Source organism: Arthrobacter tecti (genome assembly GCF_054511355.1).
In genome coordinates this window covers 276795-296416 of sequence record NZ_JBTNCT010000001.1, presented here as the reverse complement: position 1 = coordinate 296416, position 19622 = coordinate 276795, and the positions used below count along the sequence as shown (strand labels likewise).

General features: G+C 64.2%; 17 protein-coding genes. 11 read left to right on the top strand and 6 right to left on the bottom strand.

The window, feature by feature from the left end; all coding sequences use genetic code 11:
* Positions 1-77: 77 nt before the first annotated feature.
* Entirely contained in the window at positions 78-1295 is a 1218-nt protein-coding gene (locus ACX80C_RS01365) for a CapA family protein (RefSeq protein WP_459324622.1), read from the top strand.
* Positions 1296-1312: 17 nt separating this feature from the next.
* Here the strand turns inward: ACX80C_RS01365 and ACX80C_RS01360 are convergent, their stop codons facing one another.
* Together ACX80C_RS01360 and ACX80C_RS01355 are read right to left on the bottom strand one after the other, a co-directional pair.
* Positions 1313-2068 carry a type 1 glutamine amidotransferase gene (locus tag ACX80C_RS01360; protein WP_459324427.1) on the bottom strand — a complete coding sequence of 252 codons (756 nt, stop codon included), beginning with the start codon at positions 2066-2068 and terminating at the stop codon, positions 1313-1315.
* Positions 2065-3336, bottom strand: coding sequence for a MurT ligase domain-containing protein (locus ACX80C_RS01355; RefSeq protein WP_459324621.1), 1272 nt, complete (start codon positions 3334-3336; stop codon positions 2065-2067). Before ACX80C_RS01355 ends, ACX80C_RS01360 begins: the two co-directional genes overlap by 4 nt.
* A 134-nt stretch (positions 3337-3470) precedes the next feature.
* Here ACX80C_RS01355 and pdxT point away from each other — a divergent pair, with 134 nt between their 5' ends.
* From pdxT to ACX80C_RS01310, 9 genes are all read left to right on the top strand, one after another.
* Positions 3471-4184 (top strand): pyridoxal 5'-phosphate synthase glutaminase subunit PdxT, encoded by a 714-nt coding sequence (gene pdxT / locus ACX80C_RS01350; RefSeq protein WP_459324426.1) that lies wholly within the window; start codon positions 3471-3473, stop codon positions 4182-4184.
* Positions 4168-4926, top strand: coding sequence for a YebC/PmpR family DNA-binding transcriptional regulator (locus ACX80C_RS01345; protein ID WP_459324425.1), 759 nt, complete (start codon positions 4168-4170; stop codon positions 4924-4926). The genes pdxT and ACX80C_RS01345 overlap by 17 nt, the downstream gene beginning before the upstream one ends.
* Before the next feature lie 44 nt (positions 4927-4970).
* Entirely contained in the window at positions 4971-5546 is a 576-nt protein-coding gene (gene ruvC / locus ACX80C_RS01340; RefSeq protein WP_459324424.1) for a crossover junction endodeoxyribonuclease RuvC, read from the top strand.
* Positions 5547-5656: 110 nt separating this feature from the next.
* Positions 5657-6277, top strand: coding sequence for a Holliday junction branch migration protein RuvA (gene ruvA, locus ACX80C_RS01335; protein WP_459324423.1), 621 nt, complete (start codon positions 5657-5659; stop codon positions 6275-6277).
* A 20-nt stretch (positions 6278-6297) separates the two neighbouring features.
* Positions 6298-7401 (top strand): Holliday junction branch migration DNA helicase RuvB, encoded by a 1104-nt coding sequence (gene ruvB / locus ACX80C_RS01330; RefSeq protein ID WP_459324620.1) that lies wholly within the window; start codon positions 6298-6300, stop codon positions 7399-7401.
* A gap of 221 nt (positions 7402-7622) precedes the next feature.
* Positions 7623-8096, top strand: a complete 474-nt coding sequence (locus ACX80C_RS01325; RefSeq protein WP_459324422.1) for a preprotein translocase subunit YajC — start codon at positions 7623-7625, stop codon at positions 8094-8096.
* Between the two features lie 74 nt (positions 8097-8170).
* On the top strand, positions 8171-9967 hold the full coding sequence (gene secD / locus ACX80C_RS01320) for a protein translocase subunit SecD (RefSeq protein WP_459324421.1): 1797 nt from the start codon (positions 8171-8173) through the stop codon (positions 9965-9967).
* The gene (secF, locus tag ACX80C_RS01315) at positions 9964-10980 is read left to right on the top strand and encodes a protein translocase subunit SecF (RefSeq protein WP_459324420.1); all 1017 of its coding nucleotides are present in this window, start codon (positions 9964-9966) and stop codon (positions 10978-10980) included. The genes secD and secF overlap by 4 nt, the downstream gene beginning before the upstream one ends.
* A gap of 289 nt (positions 10981-11269) precedes the next feature.
* The gene (locus ACX80C_RS01310; RefSeq protein ID WP_459324619.1) at positions 11270-13615 is read left to right on the top strand and encodes a RelA/SpoT family protein; all 2346 of its coding nucleotides are present in this window, start codon (positions 11270-11272) and stop codon (positions 13613-13615) included.
* A 1-nt stretch (position 13616) separates the two neighbouring features.
* On the opposite strand, the gene ACX80C_RS01305 is transcribed toward ACX80C_RS01310, so the two are convergent.
* From ACX80C_RS01305 to ACX80C_RS01295, 3 genes are all read right to left on the bottom strand, one after another.
* Positions 13617-14246: a hypothetical protein gene (locus ACX80C_RS01305; RefSeq protein ID WP_459324419.1), complete on the bottom strand. Its 630-nt coding sequence runs from the start codon at positions 14244-14246 to the stop codon at positions 13617-13619.
* Positions 14247-14345: 99 nt separating this feature from the next.
* Positions 14346-15965, bottom strand: coding sequence for a DUF349 domain-containing protein (locus tag ACX80C_RS01300; protein ID WP_459324418.1), 1620 nt, complete (start codon positions 15963-15965; stop codon positions 14346-14348).
* A 53-nt stretch (positions 15966-16018) separates the two neighbouring features.
* On the bottom strand, positions 16019-16804 hold the full coding sequence (locus tag ACX80C_RS01295; protein WP_459324417.1) for a peptidylprolyl isomerase: 786 nt from the start codon (positions 16802-16804) through the stop codon (positions 16019-16021).
* A 184-nt stretch (positions 16805-16988) separates the two neighbouring features.
* Here ACX80C_RS01295 and hisS point away from each other — a divergent pair, with 184 nt between their 5' ends.
* The gene (gene hisS / locus ACX80C_RS01290; RefSeq protein WP_459324416.1) at positions 16989-18323 is read left to right on the top strand and encodes a histidine--tRNA ligase; all 1335 of its coding nucleotides are present in this window, start codon (positions 16989-16991) and stop codon (positions 18321-18323) included.
* A gap of 7 nt (positions 18324-18330) precedes the next feature.
* Here the strand turns inward: hisS and ACX80C_RS01285 are convergent, their stop codons facing one another.
* Positions 18331-19578 carry an APC family permease gene (locus ACX80C_RS01285; protein ID WP_459324415.1) on the bottom strand — a complete coding sequence of 416 codons (1248 nt, stop codon included), beginning with the start codon at positions 19576-19578 and terminating at the stop codon, positions 18331-18333.
* Positions 19579-19622 lie beyond the last annotated feature (44 nt).

Sequence of the window (19622 nt, the reverse complement as noted above, 5' to 3'; positions counted from 1 at the left end):
CTTCGAGTAGCTCCGACCTATCATGGAAGCTCACGATCGAGGAGGACGTAGTGGCTGGTCGCTGGCGAACCGCAGGGATGTCGGGGTTGGGAATCATACTGGCGCTGGCGTGTTCGGGTTGCATGGGGGTGGGCGAGGGGCGCACCACCGAGGGAACACAGCAAACGGCCACGACGACGCCGCCGCCTTCTGCAAGCACCGAACCCGAGCCGTCTGCCGAGCCAACCCCCGAACCGACCCCGGGCAAGGGCCCGGACTGTCCCACTGACCGGTGTTTCACGCTCATGGCCTCCGGTGACCTCCTGGTTCATCCCCAGCTCTGGGACCAGGCGGCGGTAGACGCCCGGAGAACCGGGAACGGAACACTCGACTTCGAGCCCCTGCTGGCGGGCCAGCGGCCCTATATCGAGAACAGCGACCTCGCGGTGTGCCATATGGAAACCCCTGTTGCCACCCCGGATGGGCCGTTCAGCGGCTATCCCCAGTTCAACGTTCCGCCCCAGATCCTGGATGCGGCCAAGGCCGTTGGCTACCAGGCCTGCACCACGGCCAGTAACCACACGATCGACGCCGGTACCGAGGGGCTCGTTCGAACACTCGACACGCTCGACCGCCTGGGTCTTGAGCACACGGGTTCCTACCGTACTGAGCAGGACGCGCAGGAACTCATGATCCTTGATGCGCCTGCAGCCAAGGTGGCGGTCATCGAAGCGACCTATGGACTGAACGGGCTCATCCCGGAGTTTGACTGGCAGGTGGACATGCTGGATGCCCCGACGATGATCGCCAAGGCGGAACGCGCGCGGCAGGAGGGCGCCGACGTCGTTATCGCGGCAATTCACGCCGGGGATGAGTACGCGTCACTGCCCAACCAGCAGCAAATCGACCTGGCCCATGCGCTCGCGGACAGCGGGGCAGTCGACTTCATCTACGGGCACCACACCCACTCGGTGCTGCCCATCGAGTACTACAACGACACCTGGATCGTCTACGGACTCGGGAACGGGGTTACGGAACTCTCTCCGGTCTATGACGTCAACAATGAGGGCCTTACCGTCCGCGCGCAGTTCGCAGAGGAGGACGGCGAGTGGACGGTCAGCGACCTGGCATGGGTTCCCTCGGTGATCGTCCGGGATCCCTACCGCTGGTGCTCGCTCGCACCCGACCAGGAGCCGGGCTCCTGCTCGACGGTGGAGCACGAGGAGGCGGTCAAAGCGCGCACCCTGGCGACCATTGAAACGTACGGCGCGTCCGAGGACGGCGCGCACCAGTGGCTGGTGTCCGAGGAGGACTGACCTTTCGGAGAAGACGCTCAGCGCGGGCGGGTGCCCGCGTGCTGCCGTGCGAGTTCGGCCAGGCTGTCGTCAACCTCGCCGGGTTCGAAGAATCCATACTTGCGCGTTACTGCCTGTTCGATCAGGAAGTCTGCGACAGCGGGGTTCTTCGGCAGCAGGGAACCGTGCAGGTAGCTCGCCACGATATTGAGGTGGCGCGCGCCCTCGTGGTTGTCGGTCGAGTTGTTGCCCTCACCCTTGGTCACCGTGGCCAGTGGTTTTACCCCCGGGCCCAGGAACGTCTGGCCACTGTGGTTTTCATAGCCGTGGATGTCACCGAATTCCTCGCTGCGGGCCACCACATTGCCGATCAGGCGTTTGTCGCCGCCGTGCGTTTCAATGTCCAGGACGCCGATGCCCGGAATCAGTGTGCCGTCGTGTGTCTTGAAGAACCTGCCGAACAACTGGTACAGCCCGCAGATCGCAAGCATCGGGGTTCCGTCCTCGGCGAGGGCACGCAGGTGTGCAGCGTTGGACTGAAGATCCTGCTGGATCACCACCTGGCCACTGTCCTGACCGCCCCCGCCGATCAGGAGGTCCACCTCGTCCGGGAAGGTATCACCGGCGTTGTGCTCGAGAAGCACGGCGTCGTAGCCGTGCCAGGCCAGGCGCTGGTTGAGCACAAGAACGTTGCCCCAGTCGCCGTAGATGTTCATGTCCCGCGGATAGAGCTGCAGGATGCGCACAGTTCCCTTGCTTGGAAGCTGTTCATTCGAAGTGTTGCCGGTAGTCATGACACCACTTTCACGTCGGTGATTCTGGAAAGGCCCCGCCGGATGGCGAGCATCGCGGTGTAGGTGCAGAAGATCCGCTTCGGACGGCCCTGGGCGCTGCGGATGAACGTTCGCAGAGCCGACCCGGTGTCGGTTTCCACTGCTCGGGCGGGAACGTCGTCGTACTTTAGCCGGAGCGCCATGTCGTAGGCGCGCACACCGCTGACCATGTCAACGCCGCCGTCCTTCAGGCTGTCGAAGTCCACATCCCACAGCCAGGACATGTCACGGCCGTCAGCGTAATTGTCATTGATCGCGATCATGGTGGCGTATCCGGCTGCGTCGAAGGACTTCAGGCCGAGGCGGAACCCGCTCGGGTTCTTCACGAGAACCAGTTCCAGCGGCTGCCCGTCCACCACGAGCGATTCGCCGCGCCCGAATGCCGGCTCCACAGCGGCAAGGGACGCCAGCAGCGGTGCGCGCTGGACATCGCCGCCCATGATCACCCGGGCAGTAGCGAGCGCAGCGGCGGCGTTGAAGATGTTGTAGACCCCGCGCAGGCTGAGGTCCACGGTGCTGGTTTCACCGTCCATCGTGAGTGAGGCAGTGTTCCCGTCCACCGTTTCCAGTACGACGTCGGCGGGCAAGTCCGATGCGGGGGCGGTGCCGGTGGCGCCGCGCAGTTCGTCGTCGCTCGGGAAGGTTCCCCGAAGCGATTCGTCCAGGCCGAAGTAGGTGATCGCTGTCCGGGGTATGGCTGAGGCGATCGAAGCGACCCGCGGATCCTCCCTGTTCAGAACCACGGTGCCCGTTGTCTTGCGCGCTATCTGCTCCAGTAGCCGCGTGGTTTTGTCGATCTCGCCGAAGCGGTCCAGCTGGTCGCGCAGCACATTCAGCAGCAGGCAGTGCGTAGGCGGAACGAGGTTGACGAAGTGCACCGCGTGGGCTTCATCGAGTTCGAGCACCGCGACGTCGGCGTCGAGGCGCCCGCGCAAGTCCACCTCGCCAAGGAGGGCCGCAGCCACACCCCGCGTGAAGTTGCTGCCGGTCCGGTTGGTGAAGACCTTCAGCCCCTGGCCCTGCAGCAGCTCGACCACCATCTTGGTGGTAGTGGTTTTCCCGTTGGTGCCGCTGACGACGACAACGCCCCGTGGCAGGTTCCGCAACGCCCTGGCCATGAATCCGGGGTCGATCCGCTCAACAACGAGGCCGGGAAACGCGGAGCCGCCGCCGCGCAGCCGGGAAGCGGCGCGAACCGCTTTGCCCAGGGGGACGCTCAAGCTAGACAGGGCAGACATAGGTCCTAACTTATCGCGGTTTGGAACCTGTCCGGGCATGGCACCCGAGAATGCCGTCGTCGTTGGCATGGTTGGTCATGACGCCGATTCGGCGCATGAGAGGGGTGCCAACCTAGAATGGAGCGGTGACTTCCACCAACCCATTGCCCGGCTCGCCCGTGCGCGTCGGCGTCCTGGCCGTGCAGGGCGACGTCCGCGAACACATCCGTGTGGTCGAAAAGCTCGGCGGGAGCGCAGCGGCTGTGCGTCGGCCCGGTGAGCTGGCGGAGCTCGAAGGGCTCATCATCCCGGGCGGCGAATCCACCACCATGGACAAACTGACCCGCGCTTTCGAACTCGCCGAACCGCTGCGGGAGATGATCCGTGGAGGGTTCCCCGTCTACGGTTCCTGCGCGGGCATGATCATGTTGGCGGATACCATCGCTGACGCAGCTCTCGACCTGCGGGGAAACCCGCAGCAGACACTGGGCGGACTGGACATAGTGGTGCGGCGGAACGCGTTCGGTCGGCAGCGTGAATCCTTCGAAACGGACCTTGACTTCGCCCAGCTCCCGGGGAACGGCGAGCCGGTCCGGGCGGTGTTCATCCGCGCCCCCTGGGTGGAGAAAGTGGGGGAGTCCGTTCAGGTCCTCGCGCAGGTTGACGCGCCGGATACCCCGCCGGCTGAACACGGGGCTGAACAGGCCGGGGCAAAGCCGGTAGCTAGAATTGTTGCAGTTCGCTCTGGAAACCTGCTCGCAACGAGCTTCCACCCGGAGGTCACTGGTGAGCACCGGATCCACGAGTTATTCCTATCCATGATCGCGAAGAGAAGGGCAGAGCATGTCGGGGCACTCTAAATGGGCTACCACTAAACACAAGAAGGCCGTGATCGATGCCAAACGCGCCAAGTCCTTCGCCAAGCTGATCAAGAACATTGAGGTCGCCTCGCGTGCCGGCGGTGCGGACATGTCAGGCAACCCGGCGCTGGAACTTGCCGTGCAAAAGGCCAAGAAGACGTCGGTGCCCAATGACAACATCGACCGCGCAATCAAGCGCGGTGCAGGCCTCACCGGCGAGGTGATCGATTACTCGGAGATCATCTACGAAGCACGCGGCCCACAGGGTTCAGCCCTCCTCATCGAGTGCCTGACCGACAACAAGAACCGTGCTGCCTCGGAGGTCCGCGTTGCCATTACGCGCAACGGCGGCACCATCGCCGACCCCGGTTCCGTGGCGTACCTCTTCTCACGGAAGGGCGTTATCACCCTTCCCCGGAAGGAGCTGAGCGAGGACGACATCCTGATGGCCGTCCTGGACGCCGGTGCCGAAGAAGTTACGGAATCCGGTGATTCCTTTGACGTGCATTCGGAGCCTTCGGATCTGCGCGCCGTCGTCGCGGGGCTGGAAGAGGCCGGAATCGAGTATGAGACAGATGAGGTTGAGTTCGTACCCTCGATGCAGGTGGAACTCGACGCCGACGCCGCGCGCAAGTTCCTCAAACTGGTCGACGCTCTCGAAGAGCTCGATGATGTGCAGAACGTGTACTCCAACGCTGATCTCAGTGAGGACGTCCTTGCCGAGCTGGACAGCGACGATTAGTCCTTCCACCGCAGGCACCGCCGCGTGAGAAGGAGCACCCCGGAATGACGGTGCGCGTGATGGGTGTGGATCCCGGACTGACGCGCTGCGGACTCGCTGTCGTCGACGTTGAGCCGAACCGTCGGGCCACGCTGGTCGCCGTCGGGGTGGTGGGTACGCCGGCGGACCAGAGCCTTGACAAACGGTTGCTGAAAATTGCGGAGTCGGTGGATATCTGGCTGGACGCCCACGCACCGGCGGTCCTCGCCGTCGAACGTGTCTTCAGCCAGCTCAATGTCAGCACAGTCATGGGTACGGCGCAGGCCTCGGGAGTGGTGATCGTCGCGGCGGCGCGGCGCGGCATTCCGGTGGCCCTTCACACGCCGACCGAGGTCAAGGCGGCGGTCACCGGCAACGGCCAGTCGAATAAAGCCGCTGTTACCAAGATGGTGACGAAGATTTTGCGGCTCTCAACCGCACCGACACCGGCCGACGCCGCAGACGCACTGGCGCTCGCCATCACGCACGCGTGGCGCACGGGCGCGTCGTCGTCGGCACAGTTGCAGTCCGGCAGCACGGGGCTCACGGCGGCCCAGCGCCTGTGGGCTGAAGCGGAAGCAAAGGCCCGACGACGGCGGTGAGGTAGCGCTCCTTCGGTGTGGCGGTTGCCGGAATGCCCAGTGCGGGCCGTACGCTGATTCGTAGATATGTTCGGTGATATTCCACTTCGACCAGCTTGGAGCCGCAGCGCATGATTAGCTCTTTGACCGGAACCGTCAGCCACGTGGACCTGCATTCGGCAGTCCTGGATGTAAACGGGTTCGGAATGCTGGTTCAGGCGACGCCGCAAACGCTCTCCAACCTGCGTGTCGGTAATCAGGCCAGGGTCTTCACCGCTCTGATCGTCCGCGAGGATTCCATGACTCTGTTTGGTTTCTCGGAGCCGGAGGAGCGCGAAGTATTCGAAACCCTGCTCGGTGTCAGCGGCGTAGGTCCGCGGCTGGCGCTGGCTGTACTCGCCGTACATACCCCGGAGGTCATCCGCGTTGCTGCGTCCTCGGGCGATGACAAGGCGTTCAGCAAGGTGCCGGGCATCGGACCGAAGGGGGCCCGGCGAATCGTGCTGGAACTGGCCGACAAACTCGTGCCGCTCGAATCCGGTCCAACCGCTGCGGCGTCGAATCCCTGGCAGGGGCAGGTGCTCGCGGCGATGATGGGCCTTGGCTGGTCCGAGAAAGACGCCGGAGCCGCCATTGACGCAGCCGTTCAGGACTCGCCCGAGGTTGCCGCCGCCGGCAATGTGGGGTCCATCCTGAAACTCACTCTCCGGCGGCTCGGCCAGGACGGCGCGCGCGCGTCCGTGCGGTCGTAGGAGTTCACATGGCAGAGAGTATGGAAGGCCACAACGAGCAGCCGCTCATTTCCGCAGCAGTCGATCCGGAGGATCGGGCCGTCGAAGCGGCACTGCGCCCCAAGAACCTTGATGACTTCGTGGGCCAGGCACGGGTCCGGCGTCAGCTTTCCCTGGTCCTGGAAGCGTCCAGGCTCCGCGGCCGGAGTGCCGACCACGTGCTCCTCTCAGGACCTCCCGGACTTGGCAAGACCACGCTGGCAATGATCATTGCGGCCGAGATGAACGCGCCGCTCCGCATCAGCTCCGGCCCGGCCATCCAGCACGCCGGTGACCTCGCGGCGATCCTTTCGTCGCTGACCGACGGCGAAGTGCTGTTCCTTGACGAGATCCACCGGATGTCGCGCCCCGCCGAGGAAATGCTCTATATGGCAATGGAGGATTTCCGGGTAGACATCATCGTCGGTAAGGGCCCGGGTGCCACAGCTATCCCGTTGGAACTGCCGCCGTTCACACTGGTTGGCGCCACCACCCGCGCGGGCCTCCTGCCGGGACCGTTACGCGACCGTTTTGGATTCACGGGGCATCTGGAGTTCTACTCCACGGAGGAACTTGAGCTTGTGCTGCGGCGTTCGGCGATGATGATGGATATGCGCGTAAATTCTGCGGCGTTCGCCGAGATCGCCGGGCGCTCGCGAGGCACGCCGCGAATCGCCAACCGGTTGCTGCGCCGTGTCCGTGACTGGGCGCTGGTTCACTCGGTCGATGTCATCGACGCCCGTTGCGCTTCAGCTGCCCTCGACATGTACGAGGTTGATGCAAAGGGTCTTGATCGCCTCGACCGATCGGTGCTGACCGCACTGGTCACCAAGTTCAACGGGGGGCCGGTGGGCCTGTCCACCCTTGCCATTGCGGTGGGGGAGGAACCTGAAACGGTGGAGACAGTCGCCGAGCCGTACCTGGTGCGCGAGGGGATGCTCGGGCGTACGCCACGCGGACGGATCGCCACTGCAGCGGCCTGGGAGCACCTCGGCCTGGCAATGCCGCCGACAGTGGCAGCAGCCATGCCGGAGGACCTTTTCTCGGTGTACCAGGAGGTCAGTGACACCGGCTCCGGCAACTATCTCGACAACAGCGCCGGATAGAAGCAACGCCTAAGGAGAGGATTGCCCGAAAGTGCTGCACCGGGGCTGGTGCGCGTGTTCGGGGCTATACGGCTTACACTGATATGACGTGCGGCACACCGTGCGGCCATCGTTGTGGAATCACCATTCGGACCGGCCGCACAGGGCCGCGGAAATCGGCGTCGGAATCGCACCCGCTGCGGCCTGACTGCGCTGACCAAATATAGGAACGGAACTTTTCTGTGCTCGCAAATGTAGTTGCCCAGTCCACCGAACAGACCGGTGGCGGATTCGATATCTTCACCCTGCTTCTTCCCCTGGCCCTCGCCTTCCTGATTTTCACCATGTTCCGGAAGCAGCGGAAGATGAAGAAGCAGGTTGCCGAGCAGCGCACGCAGATGATCCCGGGTACGGACGTCATGACCAACTTCGGCCTGTTCGGAACCATCGTCTCGTTGGATGAGGACAACAACAAAGCGCTCATCGAGATTTCTCCGGGTGTGACGGCTACGGTGCACTCCCAGACGCTCAGCAAGGTGGTCACACCCGAGCCTGTAGCCGAAGCGGAGCACACGGAGACAGTGCCCGACGACGCCTCCTCGCTCACCGACTCACCAAACGAGGCGGATCGCCCGGTCAAACCCGAGACAGCCGAAGAAACCGCTGAGCGGTTGAACCGCGAGAACGCCCGCGATCGGAACGACAAAGAGCAGTAGTAGCCGACGCCCGTCGCAGCTGCTGCGGCGGGAATTCGAAGTCTCACGTTTCCAACACGAAGGATTCACCCACCATGGCACCATCCGGACCGGGCTCGGCGGCCAAACGAACACTCGTTTGGCTCGGCGTAGTCTTTGCACTCCTTGCGCTGTTGCTTGGCGGCGGCTCGCTGTGGAGCAACGCCAGCTGGGCTCCCAAGCTCGCCCTCGACCTTGAAGGCGGCACGCAGATGATCCTCGCGCCCCAGGTACAGGGCGGCAGCGAGGAGATCACCCCTGAGCAACTCGACCAGGCGGTCGAGATCATTCGCCAGCGCGTGGACGGCAGCGGCGTAGCTGAAGCGGAGATCAGCACCCAGTCCGGCCAGAACGTCATTGTTGCGCTTCCGGGTATCCCGGACCCGGAAACCAGGGAGCTCATCCAGGCTTCCGCCCAGATGGAGTTCCGGCCGGTGTTGCTCGGCGGGGCCGGACAGGCCCCGGCAGCAGAAACGCCGACTCCGGAGGACCAGCTGCCCACGCCGTCGGCGGAACCCACCGGTGCAAGCGACCCCAACTGGATCACCCCGGAGCTCATACAGGAGTTCGAGTCGACCGATTGCACCAGCCCGGAGGCTTTGGAGCCGGCGGTCGAGCCAGCACCTGCAGACCAGCCGATGGTCGCCTGCGAACCCGACACCATGGGCAAGTACATTCTTGGACCGGTCGAGGTTAGAGGGACCGATATCGAATCTGCGGACTTCGGGATGGCCACCGGACAGGGGGGTCAGTCCCTGAACCAGTGGGTTGTGAACATCGACTTCAATGATGAGGGAACGGAAAAATTCCGTGAGGTAACCGAACGCCTGTTCGCGATCGGCCAGGGCGACCCCAGGAACCAATTCGCAATCGTGCTCGATGGCGTCATCGTCTCCGCGCCGACCACGAACGCGGTCATCCCCGACGGCCGCCCGCAGATCAGCGGCAGCTTCACCGAGGAGTCCGCTGCGGCCCTCGCTGAGCAGCTGAAGTATGGTGCGCTGCCCATCAGTTTCGAGATCCAGAGTGAGCAGCAGATTTCCGCCACCCTTGGTGCAGACCAGCTTCGCCTCGGTATGATCGCCGGCATTATCGGGTTGGTGCTGGTCGCCGTTTACTCGTTGTTCCAGTACCGGATGCTCGGACTGGTCACGATCGCCTCGCTCGTCGTGGCGGGCGGTCTTACCTACCTGGCCATCTGCATCCTCGGTTGGACCGAGAACTACCGTCTATCCCTTGCAGGTGTGGCGGGCCTGATCGTGGCAATCGGCCAGACCGCGGACTCCTTCATCGTCTACTTCGAACGAATCAGGGACGAACTCCGCGACGGACGCGGGCTGGTGTCCGCCGTGGAAAACGGTTGGCGGCGCGCCAAGAGGACCGTCCTTGCATCCAAGGCGATGAACCTTCTAGCCGCCGTTGTCCTTTACTTCGTGGCAGTTGGAAACGTGCGCGGGTTCGCCTTCACCCTGGGCCTGACGGCTATCGCGGACCTCATCGTCGTTTTCCTCTTCACGCACCCCATGATGCGATTGCTCGCGATGACCCGCTTCTTCGGTGAAGGGCACCGCTGGTCCGGTCTTGATCCATCTCGGCTTGGCGTACTGCCGCTGTACCGTGGTGCTGGACGCGTACGCCACAAGCCGGTCGAGAAGCCTGCAGTCGAGCTCCGCGGCCGCAACAAGGCGGCCGCCGGTGAGGCGGAACGCCGCACGACTATCGCTGAACGCCGGCTTGCCGAGCAACAGAAGGCTGCCGGACGGGACAAAGACGCACAGCAACCCGAAACAACGAACGACCACGAGGCTGTCGCCGCCCGAGGGCGCGGATCCCAGGAAGGGGACAACCGATGAGCCGGTTCAGTTTTGCGGAGTTCGGCAACGAGCTCTACTCCGGTAAGCGATCCTATCCATTCGTCGGCAAGCGCAAGCTGTGGTTCATCATCGCGGGCGCCGCGGTGCTGATTTCCCTGTTGATTCCCGTCATCAAGGGTGGGTTTAATCTCGGAATCGACTTCCGCGGCGGATCGGAATTCACCGTCTCCAATGTGCAGGACACCAACGTCGCGGCCGGCGAAGAAGCGGTGACCGGCGTTGTGCCGGAGGCCATTCCGCGAGTTACGAATATCGCTCCGGAGACAATGCGCATCCAGACCGAGCGGCTGAGCGATGACCAGACCCTGGAGGTCAGGGACGCGCTTATCGGCGCCTATGGTGTGACCGGCGAAGATGTTACATCCAACTTCGTTGGGCCCACCTGGGGCGAGGACGTGAGCCGCCAGGCAATCATCGGCCTGATTGTATTCGTGGTGTTGGCGGCTGCGCTGATGGCGATTTACTTCCGAACGTGGAAGATGTCCGTAGCGGCGATGGCCGCTCTCTTCGTGGTCATGGTCACCACCGCGGGGATCTATGCCCTGAGCGACTTCGAGGTGACGCCGTCCGCGATCATCGGGTTCCTCACGATCCTGAGTTACTCGCTATATGACACCGTGGTGGTCTTCGACAAGATCCGGGAGAACACGGCGGACCAGGACGTATCCGTTAAGCGGACCTTCGGTGAGCAGGTGAACCTTGCGGTGAACCAGACACTGGTCCGATCCATCAACACTTCAGTGGTGGCGGTCCTTCCGGTTGCTGCCATCCTGTTCATCGGCGCCATGCTGCTCGGAGCGGGCACGCTCAGGGACCTCTCCCTTGCCCTGTTTGTCGGAATCATCATCGGAACGCTGACTACGGTCTTCGTGGCAGCTCCCATGTACGCGATGCTTCGGATGAACGAGCCCGAGATCCGCAAGCAGGAGAAGAAGGTGCTGCATCGGCGTTCCCTCGAAGCGAAGGGTGAAGAGAGCACAGTCCCAGCCTGACAAGGTGCGCCGCTCACCCCTGAACCACGTTGCCCGGTACTTGAATCAAAGTGCCGGGCAACGTCGTATCCGAAGCGTTCGGCGCCCGGGCCGACTTCGTGCACGCTGAACGTGGACATCGGTGGTGCGGTGAGTGGATAAACTTGGATAGTCAAGCAGGAATATGGGATGTTGAAGCATTGCCGGTTCCGGCTGGAACTGTCAGGGCATAGACGAAGAGGGGTTATGGGTGGCTGAAGCCAGTGGTCCCGGACGCCCGTCCGGAACCGGATCCACCACCGGTCCGGGCGTGGATTCGAGCGCGGATACGGTCCGGCCTGCGGCGGCCACGACGGCCCGTCCCGCATCTGCTCAGCCCGTTCAGGACAATGATCAGGGAAATACCCCGGGACGCCGTGAGCGCACGCGTGCCCGTCTGGCCCGGCTGGCGGGCAGGGGACCTACCGGCTACTCGCCCGTCCTCGAACCTCTCCTGCGTACGGTGCGGGCGAGCAACCCCAAGGAAGACCTCGAGTTCATCAAGCGTGCCTATGAGGTAGCCGAGCGTAGCCATGAGGGGCAGAAGCGCAAGAGCGGGGACCCTTACATCACCCACCCGGTAGCGGTCGCGACCATCCTCGCCGAGCTCGGTATGACGGGCACTACGCTTGCTGCGGCGCTGCTGCATGACACCGTGGAGGACACCAGCTGCACCCTCGATGACATCCGCCGCGACTTCGGCCAGGAAGTGGCGATGCTCGTTGACGGTGTGACCAAGCTGGACAAGGTTTCGTTCGGCGACGCCGCGCAGGCCGAGACCGTCCGGAAAATGGTCGTTGCGATGGCGAAGGACATCCGGGTGCTGGTCATCAAGCTCGCCGACCGCCTGCACAACGCCCGCACCTGGCGGTTCGTCTCGCCGGAGTCATCGGCGCGGAAGGCGCGCGAAACCCTCGAGATCTTCGCACCGCTGGCGCATCGGCTTGGTATGAACACCATCAAGTGGGAACTTGAGGACCTTTCATTCGCTGCCCTCCACCCGAAGGTCTATGAAGAGATCGTCCGAATGGTGGGGGACCGTACCCCGGAGCGGGAGAAGCACCTCAACCTTGTTCGCGACCAGATCGGCGAAGATCTGCGCTCCGTGAAGATCAAGGCAATGATTACCGGCCGCCCCAAGCACTACTACTCCATCTACCAGAAGATGATCGTCCGGGGGAAAGACTTCGACGACATCCATGACCTCATGGGCGTGCGGGTTCTGGTTGATAGCGTTCGCGACTGTTACGCGACCCTTGGCCAGCTGCATGCGCGGTGGAACCCGCTTCCGGGCCGGTTCAAGGACTACATCGCGATGCCGAAGTTCAACATGTACCAGTCTCTGCACACCACGGTGATCGGGCCGGGCGGACGACCCGTTGAGATCCAGATCCGCACCCACGACATGCACCGACGTGCGGAGTACGGTGTCGCAGCACACTGGAAGTACAAGAATTCCGGCGGGGCGCGCAGCAGTGAAGCTCCGGACAACAGCGACATGGGTTGGCTTCGCAGCCTCGTGGACTGGCAGCAGGAAACTTCCGACCCGGATGAATTCCTTGATTCGCTCCGGTTCGAGATCAACGCGCGGGAGGTATTCGTCTTCACCCCGAAGGGTGAGGTCATGGCCCTGCCCGCGGGCTCCACTCCGGTGGACTTCGCCTACGCCGTACACACCGAAGTGGGGCATAGGACCATCGGCGCCCGCGTCAACGGCAAGCTGGTGCCGCTCAACAGCGAGCTGAATCACGGCGACTGGGTGGAGATTTTCACCTCCAAGGCTGAGGGAGCGGGACCAAGCCAGGACTGGCAGGGATTCGTCAAGAGTCCGCGCGCCCGTAACAAGATCCGGCAGTGGTTCACGAAGGAGCGTCGGGAAGAAGCCATTGAGAAGGGCAAGGACCAGCTGACGCGCGCTATGCGTAAGCAGAACCTGCCCCTGCAGCGCATGATGACCCACGACGCACTGCTGGCCGTCGCCCAGGAGCTGCGGCACGCTGACATCTCCGCTCTTTACGCAGCCGTTGGGGACGGTCATTCCTCGGCCCAGAACGTCATCGAGCATCTGGTGGCCCTCATGGGCGGCCATGCGGGTGCCGAAGAGGACATCGCCGAAACAGCGGTAGCCACCCAGCCCCGGCGGCCCAAATTTTCCGATTCCGGGGTCACCGTGCGCGGGGTGGGCGACGTCTGGGTAAAGCTCGCGCGCTGCTGCACACCGGTGCCGCCGGACCCCATTGTCGGATTCGTAACACGCGGCTCAGGTGTCTCGGTGCACCGTACCGATTGCCGGAACGTGCAGGAGCTGCGCGACCAGCCGGACCGGATCGTCGACGTCGAGTGGGCGCCGACCCAATCGAGCGTGTTCCTGGTGGAGATCCAGGTGGAAGCGCTGGACCGGAAGAGCCTGCTCTCCGACGTCACCCGCGTCCTTTCCGAGAACCATGTCAACATCCTCGCCGCGAGCGTGAATACCTCAACCGATCGTGTGGCGCTGTCACGGTTCGCGTTTGAAATGGGCGATCCGAAGTATCTCAGCCACATCCTGAGCGCGGTACGTCGCATAGACGGTGTCTTCGACGTCTACCGGACCACAGGTGCGCAGCGCCGGCTCTGAACTAGCACCGCAACGCTTCCCTGAGGCGGGAAAGCGCACGTGCCTTCCCGGGCACCCTGGCCGAACTCTCCAGCGAGAGAATCACCAGTTCCAGCGGGCACCGTAACTCGGGGATGGACGAGATTCGTCGAAGGGCCTCCACTGCCCAGTCGTCCTGCCCGTGGATGGCAGTATCCAGCGCAGTCCGCAGGGGAGAGGTGACATCGACTCCGCCGATCGTGTGGAGGTCGCACGGCCCGAGTGTGACCTGATGCATCACCGCGTCGCTGAACGGCGGTAAAGCTGTAGTCCGCCGGCGGTGGTCGGTAACCAGGCTGACGATGGCCGGTGCTTGGGCGCATCCGTATACCCACGCTGCGCTTTGGCGGGCCAGCGCTACACGGTGCTGCAAGGCTCGGGGAACAACGTTGATGGCGGACTGTGCCCTGATCGCGGGTGTGGCGGGCTGATCGGTTCGCACATACGAGTTTCCGCAAACGTGGACCATCAGGCCATCCAGCTGCATGGCCTGCAGCTCCACTTCGCTGAAGAGTGTCCCGCCGTGGAAGAGCACCCCGCCGGTGGAGTTCACGGCAAGGTTACGGCGTGGAGGGTACCGGGCCGGCAGCGGCTGGCCTTGCGTGAGCGACATGCATCAAGCTTCCCCAACAGCCGGGAAAAGGGAAAGTCCCGGTTGCGCCGTTGTGGATAACAGTGCAACCGGGACTTCACCGGTGATGCGCAGAATGGGCTAGGCGAAGTCCTGGGCTGACTTCTGGAGCATGTCCAGCCACTGCTTGCGGGCATCGAGTGCCTCACGGGCAGCGGCGATACGCCGTGCGTCGCCTTCTTTCTCTGCTGCTGCCAGATCCTCTTCCAGGGAAGCGATGGTGTTCTCCAACTGGGACAGCGCGCTGTTGGTGCGCGCCTTCGTCTCAGGATTGGTGCGCTGCCAGTGCTCGTCTTCGGCGGCTTTGACGGCGTCCTCGACTTCGCGCAGCTTCGCTTCGACCCGGCCCATATCCCCGCGCGGAACTTTCCCCGCTTCCTCCCAGCGATCGCGGATGGACTGCAGGGCCTTGCGCGCCGCGGTGGCGTTCTTCACCGGCAGCAGTTGGCGTGCTTCCACCAGGAGCTGCTCCTTAACTACCAGGTTGGCCCCGTACTCTTCGTCAATGGCTTCATTCGCGTTCTTCCGCGCGGAGAAGAATTTGTCCTGTGCAGCCCGGAACCGCGCCCAGAGGGCGTCGTCGTCCTTCCGGCTTGCCCGCTTCGAGGCCTTCCACTCATCCATGAGGCGGCGGTACTCCGCGGCGGTGTGTCCCCAGTCCGTTGACGTGGACAGCTCCTCGGCCCGCCGGATCAGAGCTTCCTTGGCGTGCTTAGCCTCCGCGTTGTCGCTGTCCAGCTGGGAGAAGTAGGCGCGACGGTGCCGGTCAAACACGGTTCGTGCGGAACGGAACCGTTTCCACAGGGCGTCCTCGGTGCCTCGCCCCAACCGCATGCCGGACTTCTGTGCCGACTTCCACTGCTCAAACAACTCGTTCATGCGGGTGCTGCTGGCTTTCCACTGCACCGTGGACGGATCGCGTCCGGAGATTTCCTCAGCCTCCGTAACGATTGCCTCGCGCGATTCAAGTTCGCGGGCGCGCGCGGCGTCCTGTTCGGCCTTCTCACCGGCTTCCAGTTCGGTGATTAGCGTGGCGAGGCTGTCCAAGCGCGCCTCGAGTGCCCGGACGTCGCCCACCATCTTTCGTTCAGCGACCTGCTCGCGAAGGTGCGCAGCGGTCTTTTGCATGTCCGTGGACGGAGCTTTCGCGTGTACCCGCTGCTCCAGCAGCGTGACCTGCCCCGCGACGTCGTCGTACTTTCGCACGAAGTAGCCGAGCGCCTCCTCGCGCGTGGCATCCGGATACTGGCCTACCGCGAACTCTTCGCCGTCGACGATGAGGAAGACGTGGCCGTCTTCCTCAACCCGCGCAAATCTCGCAGCCTCGGCCAACGGGGTGCTGTGGATCGGAGGGGCGACGACGGCGGCCGGCGCGGCGGGTCCGCCGGGGCGCGGCGCCATGGCGGCCGGCGTGGGGCGCGGGGAGCCGGGCTTCCCAGGGCGGGGCCCTGGCGTCGGCGTTGCTGCTGTCTCGGACTGTACGGGCTCCGGCGCTGCCGATTCAGCCGTCTCCGTTACCGGTTCAGGGTTTGCCCCTTCTTCAGCCGTCTCCGTTACGGCTTCAGGGTTCGCCCCTTCCAGCTGGGGCTCAGCAACAGGCGCGGCCGGTTCAGCTGCTGCTTCGGCATGCTCATGGTTCCCGGCCTCTGCAACAGCGGCGTCGGTTACGGGCGTTTCGTCGGATTTCTGACTGTTTGTCACCGCTAGAAGTCTTTCGCTCGATGGATGGCCTGTCAGGGCCGTGTCCTGTGGAGTTACCGCAGGGTTAATGAGTCTATCGTCACAGGGGTTGCTGGTGGACCGTCCTCGCCGCCGCCCTCAACTCCGGCATCCGCAATTCCCTGAACCACCTCAAGACCCGAGGTCACCGTGCCCATGATGGTATAGCCCCCGGTGTCCTGCGGGATCTGGGAGTCCTTATACACAATGAAGAACTGCGTCCCGTGGCTGTCTGTGCTTTGGCCGCGGGCCACGGCAATGCTGCCGGCCGGGTACCTGCCGTCTTCCGGTGTATTCTCCACCGGACCCCACTGGTAGTTGGGGTCGGAGGCGCCGTCACCGTTCAGGGAACCGCACTGCAACACGCCCATGGTCTCCGCTGTTGTCAGCCGATGGCAGCTCTTGCCGGCGAAGAAGTTCTCCTCCGCCAGGGACTTAAAGACTGCTACGGCCTGCGGGGCGAGGTTCGCGTCCAGTTCCACGCCGATGTCGCCGGCGCTGGTGGCGAGGGTCCCGGTGAAGACCTCGCCATCGACCGTGGCAGGATCGGGAATGTCGGCGGCCTTGGCGCTTGGCTCGACGGGGTCCGTGGGACTAACGCCGGGTGCATCCTCGAGCACGTCCATCTGCGCAGCTGTCGGGTTGGAGCTGAACCAGAAAAGCTGCAGCGAAACCGCCAGCGCCAGCACCACTGCGGCAGCGACACCGGCGAACAGGCTGTCCCTTCGTCGTCGTTGTACTTGTGCCCGATTCAGTTCGCGCTTCGCCTCGATCTGTGCGATGTGGCGGCGCATGTCGCGCCCTCGGCGGTCGGCGGCCACGATCCCTCCCAAGTTCAGCCGGTGGGTGGCGCGGCGTTGCACCGGTTAGCACGGCACCGCCCAGAGCCCATAAAATGATTGCCGCACACAGTGTAGGCATAGTCGGATCTGTGCTGCTTCCATTTTCGTTGGCCGTCGTCCCGAACCGGATGCTTGCCGGCGTCGTTCGCTAGGAGTTGTATAAATGGCACGAAAGTCGTCGTTGTCCGGATTTCCTGAGTGGCTCCCGCAGGAGCGCCTCGTGGAACTCCATGTCCTGGACACCCTGCGGCGGACTTTCGAGTTACACGGGTTCTCGAGCGTTGAGACCCGCGCGGTAGAGACGGTGGGCCAACTGCTCCGCAAGGGTGAGATCGACAAAGAGGTCTACGCGGTCTCGCGGCTCCAGGAAGAGGAATCCGCCCGCTCGAACGGTGAAGACGCGCTGGCACTGCACTTCGATCTGACCGTTCCCTTCGCGCGCTACGTAGTGGAAAACGCCGGCCATCTCGCCTTTCCGTTCCGTCGCTACCAGATCCAGAAGGCCTGGCGCGGTGAACGTCCGCAGGAGGGCCGGGCACGCGAGTTCACCCAGGCCGACATCGACGTTGTGGGCGACGGTTCGCTGCCGTTCCGCTACGACGTCGAGCTTGCCCTGGTGGTCATCGAGGCCCTCGGCGGGCTGCCCATCCCGGACTTCCAACTGCGCATCAACAACCGCAAGCTTGCCGAAGGCTTCTATCGGGGCATCGGCCTGACTGACACGGCCGGCGTTCTGCGAAGCATCGACAAACTGGAAAAGATCGGATCGGAAAAGGTCGCCCAGCTGCTCAGGGAAGAAATCGGGGCTACTGATGCGCAGGCAGAGGCGGCGCTGAAGCTCGCCTCGATCCGCACCGAGGACACCTCCTTCGTCGGCCTGGTCCGCGGGTTGGGGGTCGCTGACCCGCTTCTGGATGAGGGTCTGGCGGAGCTCGAGCAGGTCATCGCCGAGGCGTCGAAGCGGGCACCGGGCAGGGTACTGGCAGACCTCAGCATCGCCCGGGGGCTCGATTACTACACGGGGACGGTCTATGAAACGGTCCTGGTGGGGCATGAATCGCTTGGCTCGATCTGTTCGGGCGGCCGCTACGATGCCCTGGCCAGCAAGGGCAACCGGACCTTCCCGGGCGTCGGCCTGTCCATCGGCGTCACCCGCATTGTGACCCGGATCCTGAGCCAGGGCTTCGCGGCAGCTTCCCGGCAGGTCCCGACGGCGGTGCTGGTCACCCTCGCGAACGACGATTCGTGGTCTTCGGCGCAGGACGTCGCCGCCGGGTTGCGCAGCCGGGGTGTTCCCGTCGAGGTTGCCGCTTCTGCGGAGAAGTTCGGCAAGCAGATCAAATTTGCCGACCGCCGCGGCATTCCGTTTGTGTGGTTTACCTCCGAGGACGGCTCGCATGAAGTCAAGGACATCCGCTCGGGGGAGCAGGTGCCGACGGACCCTGCAACCTGGACTCCGCCGGCAGAGGATCTCTGGCCCGCTGTGTCGCCGCAGTAGGACCGGTTTACGAGACGTGCCGGCGGTGCACGAGGACGGCGACCGCCCTCCCGCCGAGCCCGACGGCAAGAACCGCCGTCATCGTCAGGACTGAAACCGGCGGCAGGGTGAAGGCGAGCACGAGGCATCCGAGCAGTCCGATGACGTTCAGCGCCCGCGGCGCATACCAGGGCCGCGAGCTGAGCGTGATCGCAGACAGGTTGGCCACCGCATAGTAGATCAGTACGCCGAAGCTGGAAAACCCGACGACGGTCAGTATGTCCGTCACCAGCAGAAGGACAACGACGACGACGGCGGTCGCCACCTCGGCGACGTATGGCGTCGCGTGGCGGGAAGACACCGCGCGGAACATGCGCGGCAGGTCCCCCTCGCGCGCCATTGCCAGGCTCGTGCGTGCGATTCCGCTGATCAGCGCGAGCAGGGCCCCCAGACTGGCCAGGGCCGCCGCTACGGTGACGGCGATTGCTGGAATCGACTCCCCTGCAGGAAAGACCTCCGTAAGCGGTGCCGTTGACTCGGCTAGCGCCCCGGCGCCCAACGCGCGAAGCAGCGCGAAAGCGAGCAGGAGATAGAGCGCGAGCGTGAACCCGAACGCGCCGAAGATCGCCCTGGGAATGTTGCGTGCGGGATCGCGGACCTCCTCACCCATTGTGGCGATCCGGGCGTAACCGGCGAACGCGAAGAAGATGAGTGCCGCGGCCTGCAGCACACCCCACGGGGATGCTTCGAGAGGGACCGGGACTGCGGCGGTGCCGGCGTCGGGCCGTGCAAAAGCAGCGACGATGACGAAAGCCAGCACCGGGACAACCAGCGACACAATGATCCGGGTCATCAGTGCGGTGCGGGTGACGCCCAGCAGGTTGACGGCGGTCAGGGCGGCTACGGCTGCGACTGCGGTGGGCTTCTCCCAGCCGGGGGCGGCGTACAGCCCGAAGGTAAGTGCCATCGCGGCACAGGAGGCCGACTTGCCGGTCAGGAAGCTCCACCCGGCCAGGAATCCCGGCCAGGCGCCGAGCTGGCGGCGACCGTAGAGATAGGCCCCGCCGCTGAAGGGGTGGACGGCCGCGAGCTGGGCGGACGCGGCGGCGTTGGCGTAGGCGACAAATCCGGCGAGGACAACGGCCAGCGGGAGGAGCGGCCCGGCGGCGACGGCGGCTGGTGCGAATACCACGAAGACGCCGGCGCCGATCATCGATCCAACGCCCACCGTCGTCGCATCGAAGCCGCCGAGTTGCCTGTTCAGTGCCTGCGACATTCGCCGGTTCCCTTTCCGATGACTTCGAGGTGGCCGAAGGTGCG

Bases quoted from the DNA above. Each gene is read 5' to 3' on its own strand.
- ruvA (WP_459324423.1), top strand. From the start codon at position 5,657: ATGATTAGCTCTTTGACCGGAACCGTCAGCCACGTGGACCTGCATTCG.
- hisS (WP_459324416.1), top strand. From the start codon at position 16,989: ATGGCACGAAAGTCGTCGTTGTCCGGATTTCCTGAGTGGCTCCCGCAG.
- ACX80C_RS01360 (WP_459324427.1), bottom strand. From the start codon at position 2,068: ATGACTACCGGCAACACTTCGAATGAACAGCTTCCAAGCAAGGGAACT.
- ACX80C_RS01285 (WP_459324415.1), bottom strand. From the start codon at position 19,578: ATGTCGCAGGCACTGAACAGGCAACTCGGCGGCTTCGATGCGACGACG.
- ACX80C_RS01345 (WP_459324425.1), top strand. From the start codon at position 4,168: ATGTCGGGGCACTCTAAATGGGCTACCACTAAACACAAGAAGGCCGTG.
- secF (WP_459324420.1), top strand. From the start codon at position 9,964: ATGAGCCGGTTCAGTTTTGCGGAGTTCGGCAACGAGCTCTACTCCGGT.
- ruvC (WP_459324424.1), top strand. From the start codon at position 4,971: ATGACGGTGCGCGTGATGGGTGTGGATCCCGGACTGACGCGCTGCGGA.
- ACX80C_RS01365 (WP_459324622.1), top strand. From the start codon at position 78: ATGTCGGGGTTGGGAATCATACTGGCGCTGGCGTGTTCGGGTTGCATG.
- ruvB (WP_459324620.1), top strand. From the start codon at position 6,298: ATGGAAGGCCACAACGAGCAGCCGCTCATTTCCGCAGCAGTCGATCCG.
- secD (WP_459324421.1), top strand. From the start codon at position 8,171: ATGGCACCATCCGGACCGGGCTCGGCGGCCAAACGAACACTCGTTTGG.
- ACX80C_RS01305 (WP_459324419.1), bottom strand. From the start codon at position 14,246: ATGTCGCTCACGCAAGGCCAGCCGCTGCCGGCCCGGTACCCTCCACGC.